This window comes from Serratia sp. T13T92 (assembly GCF_047530105.1).
GTDB classification, from domain to species: domain Bacteria; phylum Pseudomonadota; class Gammaproteobacteria; order Enterobacterales; family Enterobacteriaceae; genus Chania; species Chania fonticola.
Genome location: NZ_JBLJAK010000060.1, coordinates 1 through 21,486 on the forward strand (window position 1 = coordinate 1; position 21,486 = coordinate 21,486).

The 21,486-nt window shown below is 50.6% G+C and carries 27 protein-coding genes and 2 pseudogenes; 22 read left to right on the forward strand and 7 right to left on the reverse strand.

What is annotated here, in order from left to right; all coding sequences use genetic code 11:
• Window positions 1-485 precede the first annotated feature (485 nt).
• The 5 genes from ACMV5I_RS27060 to ACMV5I_RS27080 form a co-directional block, all read right to left on the reverse strand.
• The gene (locus ACMV5I_RS27060) at window positions 486-725 is read right to left on the reverse strand and encodes a plasmid partition protein ParG (protein WP_201896536.1); all 240 of its coding nucleotides are present in this window, start codon (window positions 723-725) and stop codon (window positions 486-488) included.
• 2 nt (window positions 726-727) lie between these two features.
• A complete protein-coding gene (gene parA, locus ACMV5I_RS27065; protein WP_261440463.1) occupies window positions 728-1,351 on the reverse strand; it encodes a ParA family partition ATPase in 624 nt (207 codons plus the stop codon).
• A gap of 173 nt (window positions 1,352-1,524) precedes the next feature.
• A complete protein-coding gene (locus ACMV5I_RS27070; RefSeq protein WP_414825699.1) occupies window positions 1,525-2,289 on the reverse strand; it encodes a tyrosine-type recombinase/integrase in 765 nt (254 codons plus the stop codon).
• A gap of 364 nt (window positions 2,290-2,653) precedes the next feature.
• Complete coding sequence (locus ACMV5I_RS27075) at window positions 2,654-2,920, reverse strand: type II toxin-antitoxin system YafQ family toxin (RefSeq protein WP_414825700.1); 267 nt, start codon at window positions 2,918-2,920, stop codon at window positions 2,654-2,656.
• A 2-nt stretch (window positions 2,921-2,922) separates the two neighbouring features.
• A complete protein-coding gene (locus tag ACMV5I_RS27080) occupies window positions 2,923-3,180 on the reverse strand; it encodes a type II toxin-antitoxin system RelB/DinJ family antitoxin (protein WP_337049908.1) in 258 nt (85 codons plus the stop codon).
• Between the two features lie 196 nt (window positions 3,181-3,376).
• On the opposite strand from ACMV5I_RS27080, the gene ACMV5I_RS27085 reads away from it, so the two are divergent.
• Together ACMV5I_RS27085 and ACMV5I_RS27090 are read left to right on the forward strand one after the other, a co-directional pair.
• Window positions 3,377-3,955, forward strand: coding sequence for a DNA-binding protein (locus ACMV5I_RS27085; RefSeq protein WP_414825719.1), 579 nt, complete (start codon window positions 3,377-3,379; stop codon window positions 3,953-3,955).
• Window positions 3,956-4,047: 92 nt separating this feature from the next.
• A pseudogene (locus ACMV5I_RS27090) lies at window positions 4,048-5,018 on the forward strand (IS481 family transposase).
• 430 nt (window positions 5,019-5,448) lie between these two features.
• On the opposite strand, the gene ACMV5I_RS27095 reads toward ACMV5I_RS27090, so the two are convergent.
• Complete coding sequence (locus ACMV5I_RS27095) at window positions 5,449-5,910, reverse strand: transglycosylase SLT domain-containing protein (RefSeq protein WP_414825701.1); 462 nt, start codon at window positions 5,908-5,910, stop codon at window positions 5,449-5,451.
• A 420-nt stretch (window positions 5,911-6,330) separates the two neighbouring features.
• Between ACMV5I_RS27095 and traM the strand changes: the two genes are divergently transcribed.
• The 4 genes from traM (at window position 6,331) to ACMV5I_RS27115 (ending at window position 9,008) form a co-directional block, all read left to right on the forward strand.
• Window positions 6,331-6,714, forward strand: coding sequence for a conjugal transfer relaxosome DNA-binding protein TraM (gene traM, locus ACMV5I_RS27100; protein ID WP_414825702.1), 384 nt, complete (start codon window positions 6,331-6,333; stop codon window positions 6,712-6,714).
• Between the two features lie 113 nt (window positions 6,715-6,827).
• A complete protein-coding gene (locus ACMV5I_RS27105) occupies window positions 6,828-7,280 on the forward strand; it encodes a GNAT family N-acetyltransferase (RefSeq protein WP_414825703.1) in 453 nt (150 codons plus the stop codon).
• Entirely contained in the window at window positions 7,277-7,732 is a 456-nt protein-coding gene (locus ACMV5I_RS27110; RefSeq protein WP_414825704.1) for an oxidoreductase, read from the forward strand. Before ACMV5I_RS27105 ends, ACMV5I_RS27110 begins: the two co-directional genes overlap by 4 nt.
• A gap of 1 nt (window position 7,733) precedes the next feature.
• Window positions 7,734-9,008 carry a sensor histidine kinase gene (locus tag ACMV5I_RS27115; protein WP_414825705.1) on the forward strand — a complete coding sequence of 425 codons (1,275 nt, stop codon included), beginning with the start codon at window positions 7,734-7,736 and terminating at the stop codon, window positions 9,006-9,008.
• Here the strand turns inward: ACMV5I_RS27115 and ACMV5I_RS27120 are convergent.
• Entirely contained in the window at window positions 8,994-9,773 is a 780-nt protein-coding gene (locus ACMV5I_RS27120; RefSeq protein WP_414825706.1) for a helix-turn-helix domain-containing protein, read from the reverse strand. The two genes, ACMV5I_RS27115 and ACMV5I_RS27120, sit on opposite strands and share 15 nt — an antisense overlap.
• 295 nt (window positions 9,774-10,068) lie before the next feature.
• Here ACMV5I_RS27120 and ACMV5I_RS27125 point away from each other — a divergent pair, with 295 nt between their 5' ends.
• From ACMV5I_RS27125 to ACMV5I_RS27200, 16 genes and pseudogenes are all read left to right on the forward strand, one after another.
• On the forward strand, window positions 10,069-10,227 hold the full coding sequence (locus ACMV5I_RS27125) for a TraY domain-containing protein (RefSeq protein WP_223538575.1): 159 nt from the start codon (window positions 10,069-10,071) through the stop codon (window positions 10,225-10,227).
• A 252-nt stretch (window positions 10,228-10,479) separates the two neighbouring features.
• Window positions 10,480-10,809, forward strand: coding sequence for a TraY domain-containing protein (locus ACMV5I_RS27130; RefSeq protein ID WP_235784870.1), 330 nt, complete (start codon window positions 10,480-10,482; stop codon window positions 10,807-10,809).
• A gap of 64 nt (window positions 10,810-10,873) precedes the next feature.
• Window positions 10,874-11,224 (forward strand): type IV conjugative transfer system pilin TraA, encoded by a 351-nt coding sequence (gene traA / locus ACMV5I_RS27135; protein WP_414825707.1) that lies wholly within the window; start codon window positions 10,874-10,876, stop codon window positions 11,222-11,224.
• 149 nt (window positions 11,225-11,373) lie between these two features.
• On the forward strand, window positions 11,374-11,679 hold the full coding sequence (gene traL, locus ACMV5I_RS27140) for a type IV conjugative transfer system protein TraL (protein WP_414825708.1): 306 nt from the start codon (window positions 11,374-11,376) through the stop codon (window positions 11,677-11,679).
• Window positions 11,680-11,693: 14 nt separating this feature from the next.
• Window positions 11,694-12,260 carry a type IV conjugative transfer system protein TraE gene (traE, locus tag ACMV5I_RS27145; RefSeq protein ID WP_414825709.1) on the forward strand — a complete coding sequence of 189 codons (567 nt, stop codon included), beginning with the start codon at window positions 11,694-11,696 and terminating at the stop codon, window positions 12,258-12,260.
• Window positions 12,247-12,990: a type-F conjugative transfer system secretin TraK gene (gene traK / locus ACMV5I_RS27150; protein ID WP_414825710.1), complete on the forward strand. Its 744-nt coding sequence runs from the start codon at window positions 12,247-12,249 to the stop codon at window positions 12,988-12,990. The genes traE and traK overlap by 14 nt, the downstream gene beginning before the upstream one ends.
• Complete coding sequence (traB, locus tag ACMV5I_RS27155) at window positions 12,977-14,371, forward strand: F-type conjugal transfer pilus assembly protein TraB (protein ID WP_414825711.1); 1,395 nt, start codon at window positions 12,977-12,979, stop codon at window positions 14,369-14,371. Before traK ends, traB begins: the two co-directional genes overlap by 14 nt.
• 21 nt (window positions 14,372-14,392) lie before the next feature.
• Window positions 14,393-14,935: a type IV conjugative transfer system lipoprotein TraV gene (gene traV / locus ACMV5I_RS27160; RefSeq protein WP_414825712.1), complete on the forward strand. Its 543-nt coding sequence runs from the start codon at window positions 14,393-14,395 to the stop codon at window positions 14,933-14,935.
• 335 nt (window positions 14,936-15,270) lie between these two features.
• Window positions 15,271-15,510, forward strand: coding sequence for a hypothetical protein (locus tag ACMV5I_RS27165; RefSeq protein ID WP_414825713.1), 240 nt, complete (start codon window positions 15,271-15,273; stop codon window positions 15,508-15,510).
• The gene (locus ACMV5I_RS27170) at window positions 15,507-15,995 is read left to right on the forward strand and encodes a conjugal transfer protein TraP (RefSeq protein WP_414825714.1); all 489 of its coding nucleotides are present in this window, start codon (window positions 15,507-15,509) and stop codon (window positions 15,993-15,995) included. The genes ACMV5I_RS27165 and ACMV5I_RS27170 overlap by 4 nt, the downstream gene beginning before the upstream one ends.
• Window positions 15,988-18,615, forward strand: a complete 2,628-nt coding sequence (traC, locus tag ACMV5I_RS27175; protein ID WP_414825715.1) for a type IV secretion system protein TraC — start codon at window positions 15,988-15,990, stop codon at window positions 18,613-18,615. The genes ACMV5I_RS27170 and traC overlap by 8 nt, the downstream gene beginning before the upstream one ends.
• Window positions 18,616-18,721: 106 nt before the next feature.
• Complete coding sequence (locus ACMV5I_RS27180) at window positions 18,722-19,132, forward strand: hypothetical protein (protein ID WP_414825716.1); 411 nt, start codon at window positions 18,722-18,724, stop codon at window positions 19,130-19,132.
• A complete protein-coding gene (gene trbI / locus ACMV5I_RS27185; protein ID WP_414825717.1) occupies window positions 19,129-19,476 on the forward strand; it encodes a type-F conjugative transfer system protein TrbI in 348 nt (115 codons plus the stop codon). The genes ACMV5I_RS27180 and trbI overlap by 4 nt, the downstream gene beginning before the upstream one ends.
• Entirely contained in the window at window positions 19,473-20,129 is a 657-nt protein-coding gene (gene traW / locus ACMV5I_RS27190) for a type-F conjugative transfer system protein TraW (RefSeq protein WP_414825718.1), read from the forward strand. The genes trbI and traW overlap by 4 nt, the downstream gene beginning before the upstream one ends.
• 52 nt (window positions 20,130-20,181) lie before the next feature.
• Window positions 20,182-21,129 (forward strand): conjugal transfer pilus assembly protein TraU, encoded by a 948-nt coding sequence (gene traU / locus ACMV5I_RS27195; protein WP_414825720.1) that lies wholly within the window; start codon window positions 20,182-20,184, stop codon window positions 21,127-21,129.
• Window positions 21,130-21,143: 14 nt separating this feature from the next.
• Window positions 21,144-21,486, forward strand: a pseudogene (locus ACMV5I_RS27200) (hypothetical protein); the annotation flags it as partial.

Sequence of the window (21,486 nt, forward strand, 5' to 3'; positions counted from 1 at the left end):
CTTAAAAACACGGCAAAACTGGCATTTTCATACGTCATCTATCATTGACTCCCACCATCAGCGACTCTGCCACGCTACGATCTATGGTTAGGGATCTCAAAAATGGTCGATTCAATCTCCTAACCATGAACTCGAACACATACTCAACACACGAGGGAGAAAATCTCTGGGCTATCGCTCCCCCAATGAGGTATTTTTAACACACTTACAGGCGGCATAAGCCCCCTGGGTTTTGTTGCGTTTCGAGTGGGAATGGGGCCCTTAACTTTACAGGAGGAAGATCTAGATTTGCATAGCGGGCACACTTACCTTCTGTATTTAATGAAATGTGTTTTTCATTAAATACAGATAATCGTAAAGGTTTATTGAACGCGTATGTTTAGGTAGATTAAGGCTCAGCGAAGCAGAGCCTTAACAAATCAGCATAAGATATCGACTTATGCAAAGACTTAAAATCGTTTAATCGTAAAATCGCAAATACAGAATCACTCTTTTCCGTATTTGTTGTACAACAGCTCACGCACTTCATCAGCGATCTTGGTACCCCGCAGAGCACAGGCAGACTTGATGGCTTTATGGAGACTCTCCGGGATATCAATCGTGAGTCGCTTCATTTTCTCGACTGGCAGTGGCTCTTCTTCAACAGAACGGCTTTCCACCCAGGCATCCGCACTGGGGGCCGGTTTGGTTGGCTTGGCACCGAAAGTCACTTTTTTCCCACTCATGCTTATTGCTCCAAAATCTCGTTAACCAGGGCGCGGATCTCTTTTGACGCAGCGGAATCCGGTTCAAGTTCGAATACCGCTTTGCCGACTGCGGCGGCCTCAGCGAAAATCACGCGCTGTGAAACCGTGGCCTTCAGCACCGGCGTTTCATACGTCGACAGCGCCTCGCCCACATCGCGGCCTATCGCAGTATTTACGATTTTACGATTAACCGCAAATACAGATTTAAGGTTTTCTTTATAAATTTTGGCTTCATGGATCAGCGTGACCACTTCTTGTGCCGCCCAAACGTCATACGGGCTGGGCTGAACGGGGATCACGACCAGGTCTGCGGCCATGATGGCGGAACGGGCCAGATCCGTGACGCGAGGTGGTCCATCAATGACGATATGGTCATAATCTTGGGTGAACTTGCCGATATCCTTATGCAGCGTTGCGCGCGGTAAACCCAGCACCGGGAAAGCGGACTCTTCCTCTCTTGCCGCCGCCCAATCGAGGGCACTGCCCTGAGGATCAGCATCAAGCAGCAACACACGCGCACCATCCGCTGCCAGGCGGGCGGCGATATTCACACTGAGAGTGGTTTTGCCGACTCCCCCTTTCTGGTTCAGTACAGAGATAATCATCAGACTCTCCTGGTATGAGTTATTACGATTTTCAGTAAAATCGCATTTCTGCAAACTAACAATTACGATTCAATTGCAGTGTATGCATAACCGCGGATAAGGTCAATACTGAAATCATTAATTACGATTTTCTGTAAAATCGCATTTGCGATTATCTGCAAAACACCCGGCGACTATCGTGTGGCGGGCAGCGCCAGCAACCCGCGCGCCTCATCGACGGGCAGGGAGAACGTCAGATCCGGCGTCACGTCCAACGCAAAGATCTTCGTATAGACTTCGGTGTTTTCCAGCCGCTTGTGGCCCATCAGCGCCTGCACCTGCTTGATGTGCACACCGTTCATCAGCAGATGCACCGCATAGCTATGCCGAAACGTATGCGGGGTGATCGGGCGTACCGAGAAGGTAACGCCATCTTCGGCAGCACGATGGACTGCCGCCCGCAGCCAGTTGCGAGGAGTCTCCTGGCTGGCCACATCCCACATCGGCGTCGCCCGTCGGGTGAGCAGTTTGAACGTCGCAAAGTATTCCTGCAGCCGGCGTACGCAACCCATATCCGGCAACGGCACCGCCCGGAACGGGGCCTCCCACAGCTGTTGCTCTTCCTTGGTCGGTCGCCGACGCGGGCGGGGCACGCGCTGCTTCAGAGTGCGTAGTCGCACGAACGGCAGGTCGGTGTTAAAGAACACATCACCCGGCGTCAGCGCCAGCGCTTCGTTGATGCGGGCGCCGGTATTCCACAACGTCTCGATCAGCATGCGCTGGCGCAGATCGGGCAGGTAGTCGAGCAGCACCGCAATTTCCGGCGCCAACAGGTAGCGGGGCACATCCAGATCGGCGGCAATGGCCATTTCGCGCAGCCGGATGGCGCGCGCAAAGCCGCCAGGCAGACTGATCGCGCTACGTGAAATCTGTCCCATCTCGAGGGGGATGATACTCAATTTTTCATTCTCCGCACTCTGCTCAATTTTCGGCCTGCAAAGCCCCTTATCGCAACCAAACCTGCCTGGCCATCACTTCAGACCACTATTGTGCCGCGTCTGCCCCGGCGCCGTGAAGCCGAATAAATCGGTGATCGGTCAGGACAGCATCGCATAAAAGTTGGGGAAAAAACGGAATGTACGTAAAAAACGTAACCGCTATTGACGCCAATGTGCACTGGCGTAGAGGAATGGAAGTATAGATAGGAATTAACCCTCTGTTATCACGAGGTAAATGTGGCGTATGCCGGCCCGGCAGGGCGGTTGGGGCGTCTACCGGTAAAGCCCAATGATCGTGAGAACAGAGCCTATTATTATTTAAAAACTAAAACAAATCGGAATGACTACCTACCCGGTATAGTCTTAATTCTGTTTCGGTACGCTGGTAAATCAATAAAAGATCAGGCATCCCGTGACATTCGAGATAGCCAATGTAGTTTCCTATTAATGGATGCTCTTTATATTTTTTTGGAAGAGGCTCTCCTTTTTGCAACAGAGAAACAGTATCTAAAATAACTTTCTGCGCTTTTTTATTATTGGCGAAACGCTTTGCGTCTTTTTTAAAACGACTCTGATAAACAATCTTGAGCATTATCACCAACCAAGATCTTGTTTAAGCGCATCCACCGTATCAACCCGATAAACGTCCACCTCATTTTCAAGATCCCGGATAGCCTTTAAGGTTTCCTGATTTGGTTGAAGTAAATCTACTGGCAGCTCTCCATTGACAGCAAGGCGATTAACAACCATGCGGATCACCGTAGATAAATCAAGGCCAAGCGCTTTTGCATTCGCCATTGCTGCGGCTTTAGAAGCCGGTGAAACCCTGGCTCGAACAACTGTATCAACCATAGTAACCTCCGTTAAATTATTATAATTGTAGCCACAACGTGGCCACACGTCAAATTGGGCGGTCTACCAGAAACCGGATCTGACGGCGAAAAGGCGTACCGTCGGTATTCTACGCAACGATTACACTGTCGCCATTACCCCTCATCCAGGAGATACACCGTGAGTCCCCTTACCCCCCCCCGACACCGTACGCCGCATAGAAGACGCCGCCGCCGGCAACCCGACCCCGACCAACGAGCAGGTACGCCAGCACCTCGGTGGCGGCTCCTTGTCTCATATCTCCCCGGTGATGCGCGAGTTCCGCGTCCGGCAGCGGGAACTGGCCAGCGAACAGACCCCGGCGCTGCCGCCGGAGCTGCTGCAGTTGCTCACTGGCCAGTTGGGACTGCTGTGGCGGGCGGCCTGCAAACAGGCCGACGCCGACACCCTGGCGGCGCGTGAGCAGGCCGATGCGGATATCGCCCAGGCTGACCAGGAGCGCGACGCCGCCTTGGCAACAGTGACCCAATTGGAGAGTGAACTGGCGGTGCTGCGTGAGGTGGTCACCGAGCGCGACCGTCTGCTGGCAGAGGTCCGTGAGCTGCGGGCCGAAGCGCTGCCGCTGCGCGAGCAGGTGGCTCGCCTGACCGCCACCGGCGAACACCAGGCGGCGCAGCAGCAGGAAACGAAAGCGGAACTGAAGGGTGCGAGGGAAGAGAACCGGAACCCCAGCCTGCTGGGAGAGCTGCTGGAGCTGGCCCGCAAAGGCATCAGGGGGACTGAATCAGACAGTTAAAGCCAAACATCAAGCGTCACGGAAATTTCGGCGCAGAACCCCGTCAATAATCTGTGTGATTCATAGACATCGTTTCACTATAATGCCTGACTATGAACAGGGAAATTCAACAGCGACTGCAGTGGTAAAACTCTATGAAACGTCCGGTGATGCGGGGTTCGTATGCCGTCGCTGTGGCATTTCTCGGCCCACATTGCGTAAATGGTGGCGCAGATATCTGGCTCAGGGCATCGCTGGTCTGGAAAGCCATAGCCGTCGCCCTAAGCGTTCACCATCAACGAAAACTGGCGCAAGCGAAGTTACTCTGATCCTGGAGTTACGTTCTCTGCGAAATCTGGGGGCAAGGCGAATTCAGAGCCAGTTAAAACGACTTCATTCAATCTCACTGGCAATGGCAACGATCCACAAAGTTCTTTGCCAGAATCAGGTTACACCTGTTGTTAAATTTCGGCGTAAAGCTGATTTTATTCGCTACGAACGCCCTGTTCCCGGCGATCGTGTCCAAATGGATACCTGTAAGATTGGCCCCGGATTATATCAATACACATCTGTTGATGATTGCACTCGCTACAGCGTCCTGAGGCTCTACTCTCGTCGCATGGCTGAAAACACACTCGATTTTATTGATTGTGTTATTGAAGAAATACCTTTCCCGATACAGCGCTTTCAGACCGACCGGGGAAGAGAGTTTTTTGCCGTTAAGGTGCAGGAAAGATTGAAAGAATACGGCATCAAGTTTCGTCCAAATAAACCAGCCTCGCCTCATCTTAATGGCAAAGTTGAACGTTCCCAAAAGACAGACAAAGCTGAGTTTTACGCAACCGTAGACCTCTCAGCTGATGGCCTGAAAGAACTGCTGGCTGAATGGCAGCATTACTATAACTGTGAGGGCCCTCATAGCGCTCACAACGGTAAAACTCCGATGGAGCACTACTTCGAACTTGCTGAGCAAACACCATACACTGATGCCGCTCACGCAAACTATCAGCCCAGTGACGAACACATACAAGAGCAGAATTACAGGCTTGAACTTGAGCTGAAAAAATTGAAACGATGTCTATGAATCACACAAGTAAGTTCATCCCAGGAATAATTTGGGTACATCCTCGATCTAATGCACTAAATATTTTTAGCTCAGCGCTTCGGTAAAACTTCTCCGCGTCGTTTTAAAGTGATACCCCATTGAGGGAGTATCACTTTATTCCCCGCCCACCCTGATGAAAAGAAAACCCCTTTTCATCATGCCGCTGCCCCAAAGGGGCACCCTGGTTTGTACGATGACAATGAAAAAACTATTGTCATCGCCTGCGTTAATGCTGTTGCCATGATGACTTACCCACATCTACACAATCACCATTTTTCAACTTTTCACGTAGAAAAATCGCTCCCACTCATTTACTCCTGTTGTGGAAGTAAATTCGCTGGCTTTGGTTCATGTGCATATGTGGGTCAGGGAGAGGCGCAACAAATGTATGGATAAACAGAAATGAATTTTACTGAGCAACTTTATCCTTGCTCTGCTTGATCGCGCGATATGTTCTCTCAATCTTGGATGCATACTTATGACGTCTTTGCGCCTGAATATCGGATTCTTTGAATCCTGCATTGTACGCACCGACAGCTGCCCAGGATACGCCCCATTTTTTGAATGATGTTGCCAGTATGTATGCACCAGTATAAATGTTCATACATGCATCCTGGCTCAAATGATCTTGACTTATGCCAAAAGAAGAGAGCTTATTAGAATGCTGAGTGTTTATTTGCATAAGACCGATATCTAAACTGCCATCCGAGTTTTTGCCAACAGCAACCGGGTTAAACTTTGATTCGTTCCAGGCTATGGCTCTTAGAAGATCAGGGTCAATACGGTAATCGCGTCCTGCCATATCAAAGCAATCAGCTAGGGCAGAGAATGAGAGCAGAAAAAATATCGAAGTAAAAGCTATCCGTTTCATAAACTGCCCCTGCCCCTAAAAGTCGTAATAATCTAGCCCTAACAAAAAACCAAGTCAACAATATAACGCTTCTTGACATAATTTTCCCACACCCCACGCAAAAATTACTTTTTGCTGATTAGGCCTTTGAAACAATAGGTTAGAGATTATTAATTCCGTTCGATTCCAATATGGAAGTCTGAAAGTATCGCCAACGAATCTAAGAGATTCGTCTATGACTCTGTGATAAGTCGTAGATGAATCGATTTTTATAAATCAAACTGTTAGTGGGAATTGACCCTAGAGTCAACCCCTGCTAGGATTCGCTATATGACTTTCTATGTATCTAGGATTGATTTGCGATTCGAATTGTTGGTGAGTCGCCATGTTATTGATATTATGAGGTCGAATGTAAATCACAATAATATAAGGACAGGTGACGTGGCTAAGATCCAGGTGTACGCCAGTGATGATGTAGCAGACAAGATAACGGCAATCGTCGAAAAACGCCGTCAGGAAGGTGCTAAAGATAAAGATGTCAGTTTTTCGAGTGTCACCACGATGCTCATTGAACTGGGGCTTAGGGTGTATGAAGCGCAGATGCAGAATAAAGAGCCAGGATTTAATCAGGCACTTTTCAACAAGACGTTACTGGAGAATGTGCTGAAATCGCAGATGGCGACAAGTAAGCTTTTAGGCATGGTGTCTCTCAGTCCACATTTAGAAGGAAACGAGAAGTTCATATTTAAAGATATGGTCACAACAATCCGCGAAGATGTAGAACAAATGGTATCAAATTTCTTCCCTAAAGATGAGGATGGTTAAGATGATGTTTGATTGATGTAATACAGTTTATTGATGATGATTTTTCTGGGGTAGTTAAAGAGTGAATTTCAGGAAAGCTTTCCTAATTTATCAAGTGAGATAAAGGTGTGGTTATGAAGAACAATATTGTTTATGAAAAGCTAGAAAAAAAACATTTGCCTTTTTTTTATGAAATAAGGTTTTCTGTGGAGGAGAATATTGTACACCCTCATCAAATTCAATATCTTTGCAGGAATCAAGCCATTGACGATATAGAGCAAGGGGGCGGTTGGATATGTAAGGTTGATAATGAATATGCTGGGTTTTGTTTTGGTATATTCATACATGAACCTATCATAGGTGGTCTTTTTGTAAAGCCTGAATATCAATCAAGAGGAATCGGTTCACAATTGATTTCGTATGTTACTGATTGGATGTTCGATAATGGAGCTGAGGAAATAAAGCTGACAACAGATCCTGGTTCAAAGGCTGAGTCGTTTTATAAAAATCATGGTTGGAAGTATATTGGTTTGGATGAGTCTGGAATTCAATCAGAGTTTTCAAAGCTAAAATGGAGTGCAGCTTGAAATATTATATCTATCTATTCATGCTTTTAATAAGTTTAAATGCTTATGCCGAGGTTGATTACTTAATCCTCAAGTCTCCAGGGCATAAGCAACTTAAAATATCACGTAGTGAACTAGAGAAACTGCCGCCATATACTATTACCACATCTACCAATTTCACGACCAAGGATACCTTTGTTGGTGCGAAAGTAAGTGATTTTATTAAAAACTATGAGGTTACAGGTAGTAAAATTAGGGCTTTTTCTTGGGATACATATTCGTTTACTTTAACTATCGATGAGGCTGTTAAATATAATGCAATCATAGCTTACAAGAAAAGTGGTAAATATATGAATGTTTCAGAGCTTGGACCGTTTGCTATCATTTATCCGAGAGATGAGAATCCAGAACTGGAACGATTGTCAGTAGATGCAAAGACTGTTTGGCAAGTTAAAATGCTTGAGGTTAAATAGAATGGGTAATAAACAACTTTTTGCTTTGGTTTTTCTGGGGATTATGCTCACACTTTCAGTGGCGCTTATAGTGGTTAGTTTTGATAATGTGAAGAGTCGATATAAAGAAATAGAACCTAATTTGGTGAATTACTCCACAGCAGAAGTTTTACTTTTGTCATTCGAGCATGTGAAAACGGCCTTACTTAAATATGATGGTAATGATTTGGATGATTTTTTATTAAGAAAAGATATTTTTGATTCAAAAATAAAAATTCTAAATGACAAATCCACTTACTCTAGTGCGTTTTCTTATGACAAAGAGTTTCTTCATGTCCAAGATGAACTAAGTCGAAATGAAGATATTCTAACGACCTTAACTAATAAGTTAAGTAAGGGCGAGGCAAGCAAAGATGAAGTGTTAAACCTTATGAATGAGATGGATTCCACACTACTGGATTTACAGGAAGTAATATATAAAATTCAAATAAGAAATTTCAATGAGGTCAAAAAGATAATAAAGGATAATACTTGGAAGGCTGAAGTTTTATCATTTGTATCACTCGTGTTGATGTTTTTGATGGTTGTTATAATTTTGCGCAACGCTTACTCTTTAAGAGAGGTTATAAAGAAAAAAAATTTATTTATTTCTGCAATATACCATGAATTGGCTAGTTCTACTCAATCAATTGTAATTGCAGCAGATATCATTGAACATGAGCTCGTTGGTGAAAATTTAAAGAAGGAAGCAGGGATTATCTCATACCATGCATCGAAAATACTCGATCAAACAAGAGATGTGATGGATTACTCCCGGCTTGAAATGGGGGGTGTGAATGTTAATATAACAAGAGTTAACATAAATGATTTAATTCATGATGCTATCAGTGAAATACATGAAGATAGTGATAACCATTTTAAAATAGTAGCTTCTTCTAAGAAGGTTTTTGTTAAATCTGATAAATATAAATTGTATCGCATCATTGTAAATCTTTTAGATAATGCCAATAAATATACTTATAAAGGTGTTATTACAATAAATGTAAAGGCGCTCAGCAATGGTTTGTATGTTCTTGTCAAAGATACTGGTGTTGGCTTTAATGTATTGATTTTGAAAGATCTCTTTAAAGCATTCAATCAGGGGGCAGAAAGGGAGACCAAGCAAGGCCTTGGTCTCGGGTTGACAATTATTAAAAACTATGTGGAATCACTTAAGGGTAGTATTCGTGTGAAATCGGTCGAGGGCGCAGGCTCTTCATTTTTTATATTCATCCCTGTTGAATTAATTGAAAAATAAAGTTGATAATAATAATGATGATATAATAAAGGGTTTTGTTGGTTTCTCTATTAATTTTATATCATAGTTTAAAATCATATCGCCGATATTTTTTTCATAATGGTTTAGTTGGCCCGTTAAAATTATTATGTTGCTATAGGGGGCCATTTCTTCTCTTAACTTTCTGACTACGCTTTCCGATGTTTCGCCAAAATCAAGCAACCAATCAAGGACATATGCTTCATACTGATTATGGCTTAGCACTTCAATAATTTCGTTTTTATTCTGATAAGTATCTGCTTCTATCCCATATCGGGCTGTAACTAGCTTAAGAAGTTCAAGAATATCACGGTCGTTGTCTAATAATGCGACTTTTGGAGCTGGCAAGAAGTCTATTGAATTGACTTTATATAATTCTACGGAAGGGGTGTTCTCGTTATTGGTGGTGATTACAAAAAGACCATTTTTTTTCACCGCATAGGTCTCATTCTCCTCTAGATCAATAACTGGGCTATCATTAACCTCTATAACACATCGCTTGTGGATGTTGTTCATAATAAAAACGCAATTATGTACTCTTTGCCCTTCAAAAGGCTCATTGAAATATTTGAATATATTTCTTACCTCCTCGAGTGTTATGCCCCTTTTGCCATCGAGCTTTTGTTTGGCGCTGTTGTACTGCAGCCCCAGTATTGTTGCCATTGTCGACGCATGCTTTCTGTACCCGACACCTTTTTGGGTTAGCAGGTTACTGATTTTTTCTATGTAATTTATATTTTTTTTCATGCGCTTAAGACTTTTCCCGTTTCGTTTTTGAGCACTTCCTGAGCATAGATGCTCATACAAGCACTAGCATCAGGCATTACCTTACACCTGCATCATAGGTGAAATGGGAACCAATATGTGATTTATGAGTATGATTTATATGAAGATTCTCAAAACAGTCTCAAATTAATCAAAAAAAACACTCAAAAGATCTTCACATGTTTGTAGGTTTATGTTTAATTAACACTCATACCTTTAGTTTTAGTTTGGAATTACAACTATGACCGATGAACAATGGAAAGCAGTACAGCTTGTGATGAGATTGAGTCCCAACGTTAATCGTCTGCTTACCGAGTCGGCTCTACGAACAGGACGCAGTAAAACACAAGAGGCTTTACTCCGTTTAACTGACCATCTCATTAACTTCGAAGATATTGCGTCTGAAGGTAAAAGATTCTTAAGAAACGATAAGTAATTTATTTTTCGTGGCAAACAGCCATGGCCTTTTGCAGTACCAGGGAATCTATTTAATTTAACTTGAAATAATTAAAAATAAGAGTTTGCTGAATATGTAGCAATTAAATTGTTGCTTTTATGTTAAAGGGTGGAGCCTTTGGGACAAACGTCCGGAGGTGCTTCTGAGTTATGATCACCTGGTGTCAAAAACAGAATGGAGGGGGTTGTGAGGAGATATAGCAGCGCTCCTGCTCTTGGGAAAACGGTAAGAGTGAAACTTGATACGGCAACGGAAGATTTATTAAGCGCTGCAATTCTACGTAGTGGGAGAAGCCGAGGGTTTGAGGTGTTCTTCCGTGTGCGAGATCACCTGAACCGTTTTCCTATGTTCAGCGTCATGGAAAACCCGGATTTTTCACGGGCGCACTATGCCACCGTCAGGTTTGATGATGAGACGAACCTTAAACTTATCAACGCTAAAAATCGCAGTGGCTGGTGTAAATCCTATGAGGTACGGGAACGGCTTCACGATCATCTGAAGAAGTTTCCCGATTTTTACAATGCAGAAATGGTGGAGGTGATACCCAATAATTTCAACTGAGATAATGAAGTTTGTAATTTTAACCGCTTTTTAAATCTAACTGTTATGTTGAAGGAATAATGAAATGACAGAAGTCTCTGTGATGAATGCAACACCGGCACCCGCTGCTAAAAAGAAATTCAGTAAAGTTGGCGTTCTCAAAGCGCTGAAGTTCGGTCTGCCAATTGCGGCGGTGTCGGCTTTCTTCCCAGAAACGGTGATGGCAGCCGGAGCCGGTAAAGACCTGATGGCAAGCGGCGACGATACCGTTAAGGGCACCTTTGGGTCCGGATCAAGCATGGTGAAATGGGTCATCCTGGCTGAGGTGCTGGTCGGGGCGGTGATGTATATGACCACCAAGAACCTCAAGTTCCTTGCCGGCTTCGCCATTCTGTCGGTGTTTATCGCCATCGGTATGTCTGTCGCCGGGTATTAATTCCGCGTTAGTGGAAGTAGAAAGCATCCCTGATTATTAATTTTATGTAATTTCGAATGCGTTTATTCGCGTTCACGGGATTGCTTTGCCTGAATTCTGGTGGGCAGAGATTTCTCGGCTGCCCACCAGTTATCCGGAGGCCTATTTAAATGGCAGACGAGTCTCTCAAAAAATACCGATTCCCCGAAACACTCACCAATCAGGGGCGCTGGTTTGGTCTGCCTGTGGACGAACTCATTCCGGCCATTATTGGCCTGGGATGGGGGATCTGGTCGCAGCATTACCTTTTGGGGATTGTCGCGGGCGTACTGGCGTATCTGGCCATTAAAAAACTGAAAAAAGGGCGTGGCAGTACATGGCTGCGGGACCTGGTGTACTGGTATATGCCGACTTCTCTGTTGAGGGGCATTTTCCACGACGTACCGGACTCCTGCTATCGGCAGTGGATCAAATAGACAGGATTATTCAGATGGATCATGGAGCACGCCTCAGTACACAGCGCGTTATCGCCATCGGGTTTCTCTCGCTGGGGACGCTATTGCTGCTGAGCCTCAGCACCAACGTCATTCAGGGGATCAATAACTATCGCCTGCAGAACGAACAAAAGGTGGCGGTTACGCCGATGCTCTACAACGCACCGTTCGCCGTATCACAGAATCAGGCCGATGCGTCGTACCTGCTACAAATGGCCCTCTCGTTCATTGCCTTGCGCGTCAACGTCACGCCGGAAACCGTGGATGCCTCACACGAACAATTGCTGATGTATGTCCGTCCGGCGTCCCAGAACGCGTTAAAAATCAAATTGGCAGAAGATGCCACGCGGATCAAGGACAACAACGTTAACTCGTCCTTCTACATGACCAGCGTGAAGGTGTATCCGGGCAGCAGCCGCGTTGACGTGCGCGGACAGTTGAAGACCTGGATTGGCGATTCCAAACCTTACCCTGAGCTGAAGCAGTATGTCTTGCAGTTCGAACGCCAGGACGGGGTTAGCTGGCTGATTCACTTCGGAGAAATTAGCGATGAACAAAAATAGCCGTATTACGCTGACCGCGTTGCTGATGCTGGTTACCGGGCATACAGCGGCAGCACCGACGGCGGTGTCCGCTACCGTCGTGCCGCTGGCGAACGGGGGGCAAGCGAGTATCGCTGTCAGTAACACTGACCCCAATCTGTTTACCGTGGCCGGCGACCGCGTGACAGCACTGACCAGCCTCGACGGTGAACTGACCCGGCAAGAGCAGACCGCCAGCGGCGGCGTCATCGTCAGCACCCTCAACAAAAAACCGTTCACCTTCATTCTGGAAACGGAACGCGGCCTGAATTTCTCTGTGCAGGCGGTGCCCCGTGCGGGTGTGGGCCGGACGATACGTCTGGTCAGTGAACTCTCTGGTACCGGTGACGCGGCGCGGAGCTGGGAAGAATCTTCCCCGTATGAAGCCATGCTGGTGTCGCTGAGTCAGCATCTGCTCGGCGGCAAACTGCCGTCTGGTTGGCAGAGTATTCCAGTGACGAACGAACTGCTGAACGCCCCCGTGGGCCTGGTCGCCCGCGCTGAGCGCGTATGGGTGGGCAACCATTTGAAGGTGGTCAGCTATCGCGTCACCAACAGCACCTCCAGTGCCCGCAGCCTGACAGAGAGTGACTTCTGGCAGCACGGCATCCGGGGGGTGCTGTTCGCCGAGCCTGCACGTCAGGTGATGGCGGGCGGTGCACTGCAGGTCTTCATCATCAGTGGCGGAGGGGCAGTGGATGGCCAGTATTAATGCAGTCGTAAAACGTAAACAGTTTATCTGGCTGGGGATTGTGTTGGCCACCCTTGGCGTGGTCGGGGGTGGTGGCTGGTATCTGGCGGAAGCCCGTTATGAGGGAAGCGAAGCAGCGCCCGCGACGGACGAGCCGGCCCCGGACATGACCGGCGTGGTGGACAGCACCTTTGACCAAAAGGTGCAGCAGCATGCGACGACCGAAATGCAGGCGACCGCCGCTGGCATGCAGAAACAGTACGACGCGATGCGTCGTGAGATGGAGTTGCTCAGTAAGGGGCAGGCGGACTATCAGCGCCAGATTGACAAACTCAACGGGGATAACGCGGCGTTGGCGGCGCAGGTGAGTGCGCTGGGGGCGAAACCCGTCACCAGCTCGGGCGAACCGGCACCGCAGCTGCCATCACCGCCACCGGGACCGGAAGGTGAGCCGCAGCCCGTGGGTTTCCCGCCGCAGGGCAGGGGCGCGGTACCCCCGCCGACAGCTTTCTATCCCGGTAATGGCGTGACGCCACCGCCGCAGGTGAGTTATCAGTCCATCCCGGTGCCGAATCAGGTGCGACGTAAAACGTTCAGCTATGGCGACGGGAACAAAGGCCCCTCGCTGCCGTATATCCCTTCTGGCAGTTTTGCCAAGTCGATGCTGATTGAAGGGGCAGATGCCAATGCGTCCGTCACCGGGAATGAATCCACGGTGCCGATGCAGGTGCGCCTGATCGGGCGGGTTGAGATGCCCAACAGCAAAACCTACGACCTGACCGGCTGCTTTGTCGGCCTGGAAGCCTGGGGTGACGTTTCCAGTGAGCGGGCCATCGTTCGCACACGCAACATCAGTTGCCTGAAACACGACGTCACCATCGACCAGCCGATTGCCGGGCATGTGAGCTTTATGGGCAAAAACGGCATCAAAGGCGAAGTGGTAATGCGCAACGGAAAAATTCTCGGTTGGGCATGGGGCGCCGGTTTCGTTGACGGTATCGGGCAGGGGGCGCAAACCGCCTCTCAACCAGCAGTGGGGCTGGGGGCAACTGCGTCGATAGGGGCCGCGGATGTCCTGAAAATGGGCATCGGCGGAGGGGCATCGAAAGCCGCTCAGACGTTGGGTGACTATTACATCAAACGCGCGGAGCAGTATCACGCGATCATCCCTATCGGAGCGGGTAATGAGGTCACGGTGGTCTTCCAGGACGGCTTCCAGCTGAAAACCATTGAAGAGCTGGCGCAAGATGCTTCGCAGCCAAAAACAGAGGGTGAAGGCAGTAGCCCGGTTCCATCTCCATCCCTGCCCAACAATATGAATGGCTTTAACACCGATCAGATGCTCCAGCAGTTGGGGAAAGTCAACCCGAACCAGTTTATGCCCGGCGCCGGGGCACAGTAATTACGCACAGAGGAACCGTAAATGAACAAGATACCGCTACTCACGTTGACCCTGGGCAGCATCCTGACCTTGTCAGGCTGTGCTGGGACGTCCAGCGACTTTGAATGCGATGCCACCACGTCAGATACCTGTATGACCATCGAACAGGCAAACGAAAAAGCAAAACGGCTGGAAGAGGGCAGCGGCGTAAAGCCGGATGTGGCCGCGTTGCCTCGACTGGCTGAAGGCAACTTCCGCACGGTCTCTGCGCAGCCACTGGCAACACCGACTGTCCCGGTAACGACGATCGCCACGGCGTCCGTGAGCACGCCGCGTCAGAATGCGCCGTTTACCCGCAGTGTGCCAGTGACAACGCCGTCCGCAGCGACCGTCAGTTATCAGCCACGGCCGGTGTCGGTATCGACTCACGACATGATTGTCGACCCTCGACCATTGCGTGTGGGCGAAAAGACTGCAGGGCTGTGGATTGCGCCCTATATCGATACGCAGGACGTCTATCACCAGCCGACCCGGGTGTTTTTTGTTGTTAAACCGTCAGCGTGGGGACAACCGCGCGTTCACTAACGTATTCCCCCTGTAAAGGGGCTTTTTCAAAATCCGGTTCTATCACGCGTGCCCTGAAACGTGAAAAGGGATGGGCGGTAGCGTGTCTTGCGATGTATGCCGCACGTTGCACATCGCCGTAACCGAAAATCATCTGAGGTCAGCTTGAAAACATTCAGCAGCAAGTCCGATGTTAGCGTCGCCAGCCGCAATACCGTGGTCTGTGGTACGTCTGGGGCAGGTAAAACTACATTAATGGTATCGCTCGTTGCGATGTTGGGTAGCAGCAAAAAAGTGAAGCCTGATGAAGATGTAGCAGTCCACACCAGGCCAGAATCAGATAAGGAGGCCGGCGAATGAAAGCGAATAAGTCGGGTGAGTCAGGAAATTTCGTGGTGCTGGCTGAAAGTCAGAAAGAGCTGGGGTGTGGCAAAACGGCTATCGGTGTTGAGGTCGTGCGTGTGTTTCTGGCGCACGCTGATGTCAGCCAGCTTAAAGAACGGTACAGCGGCGAAGCGGGGGAGAAGTTTGCCAGGGCGATACGCGAGAACTGCACTGCCAGGGTTTCGTTAAAACAGAATAAGGAACATAAATGATGGGTGAAGCGCTGTACGGCGTGCTGTATGCACTGAGATGGCTGATTAAGTACGTTTTCATCTGGCCCGCCGCCATGCTGATGCTGTTGCTTATCATGCTGTTCTGGCTGGATAACACCACGCCAGGCACCCTGATGGCGGAGGAAATCGCGTCAGTTTCCTGGAACGCGCAGACGGGGGAATACCGCATCCCTGTTTGTGCGGAAAGGACGGTTGGTACGGCGGTTACAGACGTCATGGGGGCCGCGCCCACGGATGTTTGTCGCGATACGGTACTGACCAACGCGGAAGGCTATGCGGCGCACATTGACGGATCACTGCGCGTGCTGCAAACGTTATGGGTGGTGTTCGGGCTTTTCTTTGTCTTAGGGGCGTTTGCCCTTGGATGCCGCCCGTTCACCTATCGACCATACCGTCCGGGAGTGAAATTGGCGGCTACGCCTGTAACGGTTGAGGAAAGCAAAAAGGGTGGTCGCCATGAGTAGCCCAATGGACGCGGTGACCCGCACGGTCAATGCGCTGGTCACTGCGCTGAAAATGCCCGATGACTCTGCGAAAGCCAATGACATTCTCGGGCAGATGAACTTCCCGCAGTTCAGCCGGCTGTTGCCATACCGTGATTATGACGCTCAAACCGGGCTGTTTATGAATGACAAGACGATGGGGTTTATGCTGGAAGCCCAGCCGATCAATGGCGCGAATGAGACCATTGTCTCGTCACTCGAAAACCTGATGCGCACCAAACTGACCCGGGAGGTACCGCTGGCCATCCACCTGGTGTCCAGCCCTCTGGTGGGGCAGGACATCCAGTACGGTCTGCGCGAACTGTCCTGGACCGGCGAAGAAGCCGACAAATTCAACGCCATCACCCGTGCATATTACCTGAGAGCGGCAGAAGAGGGGTTTCCCCTGCCCGAACACCTTAATCTGCCGCTGACCCTGCGTAATTACCGCGTCTATTTCTCCTGCTGCGTCCCCCGCAAGCGGGGCAGCAAGGCCAGCGTGATGGAGCTGGAGAACCAGGTGAAAATCATCCGCGCGTCCTTGCAGGGAGCACAGATTGTGACCCGGGGCGTGGATGCCGATGCCTTCATACGCATTGTGGCGGAAATGGTGAACCACAACCCGGATGCGCTATACACCAAGGAGCGTGAGCTCGACCCGCTCAAGGATCTGAACTATCAGTGCGTGGATGACGGCTTTGACCTGAAAGTGAAAGCGGATCACATGACGCTGGGCCTGCGTGAAAACGGGAAAAACAGTGCGGCACGTATCATGAATTTCCAACTGACCCGCAACCCGGAAATGGCATTTCTGTGGAATACGGCTGACAACTACAGCAACCTGCTGAGTCCGGAGCTGTCCATCTCCTCCCCGTTTATTCTGACCCTTATCCTGTCGGTAGAAGACCAGGTGAAGGCCCAGAATGAGGCCAACCTGAAGTTTATCGACCTGGAGAAAAAGTCTAAAAACAGCTACGCCAAATTTTTCCCAGGTGTGGTTCAGGAGGCGAGGGAATGGGGTGACCTTCGTCAGCGGCTGGCCTCGGGCCAGTCTTCACTGGTGAGTTATTTCCTGAACATCACTGTTTTCTGCCGGGATGAACAAGAAACCGCGCTTAACGTGGAGCAGGACGTGCTGAACAGCTTCCGTAAAAACGGATTCGAGCTCATTTCCCCGCGTTTTAACCAGATGCGTAACTTCCTGGCTAACCTGCCGTTCACTGCCGGTGGCGGCCTGTTTAAGCAGTTGAAAGCGTCCGGGGTCGTGCAGCGAGCCGAAAGCTTTAACGTGGCCAACCTGTTGCCCGTGGTGGCTGACAGCCCGCTGGCCACTTCAGGACTGCTCGCACCCACCTACCGCAACCAGCTGGCATTCATCGATCTGTTCAGCAAGGGAATGGGCAACACCAATTTCAACATGGCGGTCTGCGGCACGTCAGGGGCCGGGAAAACCGGCCTTATCCAGCCGCTTATCCGCAGCGTGATCGACTCCGGTGGGTTTGCGGTGGTGTTTGATATGGGCGATGGCTACAAATCCCTGTGCGAGAACATGGGCGGTGTGTACCTCGATGGCGAGAGCCTTAAGTTTAACCCGTTTGCCAATATTACCGACGACACCATCAATGAGATGGCCGAGCGTCTGCGTGACCAGTTGTCGGTAATGGCCAGCCCCAACGGGAATCTGGATGAAGTCCATGAAGGCCTGTTACTCAAGGCGGTAAAAGCCACCTGGCTATCGAAGAAGAATCAGGCACGCATTGATGACGTGGTGGACTATCTGGTGATGGCCCGTGACAGCGAAGAGTATGCCGGTTCGCCCACACTCCGCAGCCGCCTGGACGAAATGGTGGTGCTGCTTACCCAGTACACCTGCGATGGTGTTTACGGCAGTTACTTCAATTCGGATGAACCGTCGCTGAGGGATGATGCGAGGATGGTGGTACTGGAGCTGGGCGGTCTGGAAGACCGGCCGTCGCTGCTGGTTGCGGTGATGTTTTCGCTCATTCTTTATATCGAAAACCGCATGTACCGCACGCCACGCAGCCTCAAAAAGCTCAATGTTATTGATGAAGGCTGGCGACTGCTGGATTTCAAAAACAACAAGGTCGGGGCCTTCATCGAAAAAGGCTACCGTACCGCCCGCCGTCATACAGGCTCGTACATCACCATCACCCAGAACATCGTCGACTTCGACTCGGACACCGCTTCCAGTGCGGCGCGCGCGGCCTGGGGGAACTCGTCGTACAAAATCATCCTCAAGCAGTCAGCCAAAGAATTTGCCAAATACAACCAGCTTTATCCAGATCAGTATTCGCAGATGCAGCGCGACATGATCGCCCGTTTTGGCAACGCAAAAGACCAGTGGTTCAGCAGTTTTATGCTGTCGGTGGAGCACCTCACTTCCTGGCACCGGCTGTTTGTCGACCCGCTTAGCCGGGCAATGTATTCGTCAGACGGGCCGGACTTTGAGTTTGTGCAGCGTCGTCGACAAGAGGGATTGACCATTCACGAAGCCGTCTGGGAACTGGCCTGGCAGAAGTCAGGCCCGGAAATGGCGTCGCTGGAGCGGTGGTTGCAGGAGCATGAGGGGATAACCCTTTGACTGCGCATCGTTCTGAAAAGCCAGAGATACATGGAGTATCTGCGCACTGTGACTACGTATCAAATCCCTGCCAGCGGTTGCGCGGGGCATTAAGAAGGAAAAATCGATGTTTGTGAAGAGAAAAACCTTTGATGCCTGCTTTCATCAGCTCACCAGTTGCAGGCTCTTATTGTCCGCCAATCAGGAATCGCTTGCGCAGTTGCGCTCAGCGGCAGAGGTCGGTGGTGGGATTTATAAACGCATCCTGGAATGTCGTGAAATGGCTGAAGGCGTTCGTCGTATGACGACGCCTGGCAGTGACCAGCATCGCCTGCTTGACCATCTGGTCTATATGGATGGATGGCTATTGCAACTGGCGAACGCATTGCCGCTAAGCGGGCATACGCGGCAAATACTGCAGGCGGTATTGAACGGCGACGTTGCAGGGATATACGAGGGTGAACATTGGCTGGGGGCGGTGATGGAACAACAAACCGAGCTCCAGGAGCGAGTGCGCATTGCAGGAGGGAATACGTGAAAAAAACAACGGTACTTACGGTGTTACTCATCGCCGGCACGCTGCTCGCCAGCGCCGGTATCAGTTGGCTCACTTGTCGCCTGAATGCCCCTGTGGTGGCGGCATTTAACATGAAGTCCACGGTGGATGCCTTCTTTGAAAGCACCACACGCCGGTCGCTCGACGAGGCGCAGACCAAGGCGCTGTCAGAGCGCTTTAATGCCGCGCTCGAAGCCAGCCTGCAGGATTGGCAGACCCGTCACAACGGCCTCATCCTGGTGGCGCCAGCGGTGGTGCAGGGCGCACCGGACATCACTCGCGACATCCAGAAGGACGTGGCCCGCCGGATGAAGGCCTCCTCATGAGGGCGGTCGTTGCCCTGAGCCTGACGTTGTTTGCGGGCAGCGCACTGGCCACGGATTTGGGGACGTGGGGCGACCTCTGGCCTGTGGCCGAGCCGGACATGCTGAGCGTTATCGAACAGCGGCTGCAGTCCCTGCAGCACTCCGGGGAAATGGACAAAAAGATGACAGAGTTTAAAGACCGCGTGGTGCGCAATAGCCAACGTCCGCCGGCGGTGGAAGGGATAACGCGTGCTGTGCGCTACGAACGGCGCTGGTTCGACCCGAGTATCCGCCTGGACAAGGACGTGTCCGATCATGAAGGCCGTGTGTTTGCCCGGGCCGGTGAGGTCTTTAATCCCCTGAACGTGGTGCCGTTCAACGAGACCCTGATGTTCATTGACGGCGACGACGCAGAGCAGGTGGCCTGGGTGGCACGCCAGAAACCGGCGACGCTGATTGCCCGCATCATCCTGGTGAAAGGCAACATCCCGGAGACGTCGGAAAAGCTCGATAGCCGTATCTTCTTCGACCAGAACGGGGCACTGACGACCCGCTTCGCCATCAGCGAAGTGCCGGCCCGCGTGACGGCAGCACCCAGCGGGCTGCGCCTGAAGGTGGAAGTTATCCCGCCGGAGATGACGCAGTACGACAGCCAGGGAGCAACGCATGAGTAAGGTGCTGGCCACCCTGGGTGGTCTGTTATTACTGGGGGTGAGCTACGGGGCGATGGCGGTGCCGGGCGCAGGAGCCGTGGCTTGTGAGGGGCGGTTTGTTAATCCGATCACCGATATCTGCTGGCGCTGCATGTTTCCGTTGTCGCTCGGCAGTGTGCAGGTGACCGGTGGTGACCTGCCGGACACACCCAACCCCGCCAGTCCCATTCAGCTGTGCCCGATGCCGCCGCCGATATTCCAACGCATCGGACTGGCCATCGGGTTCTGGGAGCCCATGGCCATGACGGACGTGACCCGCTCGCCGGGCTGCATGGTCAATCTTGGCGGGTTCTCCATTAATCTCGGCAAGATGGGTATGGGCACCGCGAAGAAGGACGACAAGCAGGTCAACGGCGCGTTCTACCATGTGCATTGGTACAAATACCCGCTGACCTACTGGCTCAACATCATCACCTCAATGGGGTGTTTGCAGGCCGGTGACCTGGATATCGGGTATCTGTCCGAGATTGACCCCACCTGGGGGGACAGCGCCCTGACGTCCATTCTGAACCCGGAAGCGGTGATTTTTGCCAACCCGATAGCCCAGGGGGCCTGTGCGGCGGACGCCATTGCCAGCGCGGTGGGCATGCCGCTCGACCCGCTGTTCTGGTGTGCTGGCTCGCAGGGTTCGATGTACCCCTTTAACGGCTGGGTAAGTAATGAGTCCAGCCCGTTGCAGTCGTCGGTGCTGCTCAGCGAACGGATGGCGTTCAAGTTACACCGGCAGGGACAGGTGTTGGAAAGCATCGGCGCAGATCGTGCGGTTTGTCATCAGTATCCGTCCCCTATCATCCCGAAATCGCGCTGGCGCTATCAGATGGTGAACATGATCCCCGATGTGCTGCAGTGCCATCCGTTCGGACGCACCGTGATGCGCTGGGAAGCGGGACACAATCTCCCGTCAACGCGAAAAAACTACGGCTACCTGTTGTGGCGCAAACGTAACTGCGTCTTCCTCTGAGAAAGGATCTTCTGATGAATACCCTACACCGACTGGCGGCAGCGCTATGGCTGTCGGCCTACTGCACCTCTGCGCTGGCAACCGGGATACACGAGGACAACCGAGAGTTCCTGCGCCAGCAGGAAAATCTGAGTAACCAGTTGCGCCAGCAGGACAATGCGCCGCTGCGCCAGAGGCTGGAACAGCAGGTACGCCAGAACCCCCTGTCCGGAGGAGACCGGCAGTTTATCGGTAAGCGTCGCTGGAACCCCACCTGTTATTGCGTTCGCGATGTTGCCATGATCTTGTTCCCGATCATCAACACGGAGCAAACCCATGAGGAACATCCGCACGCCCGAAGAATGGCACGCCCTTTTT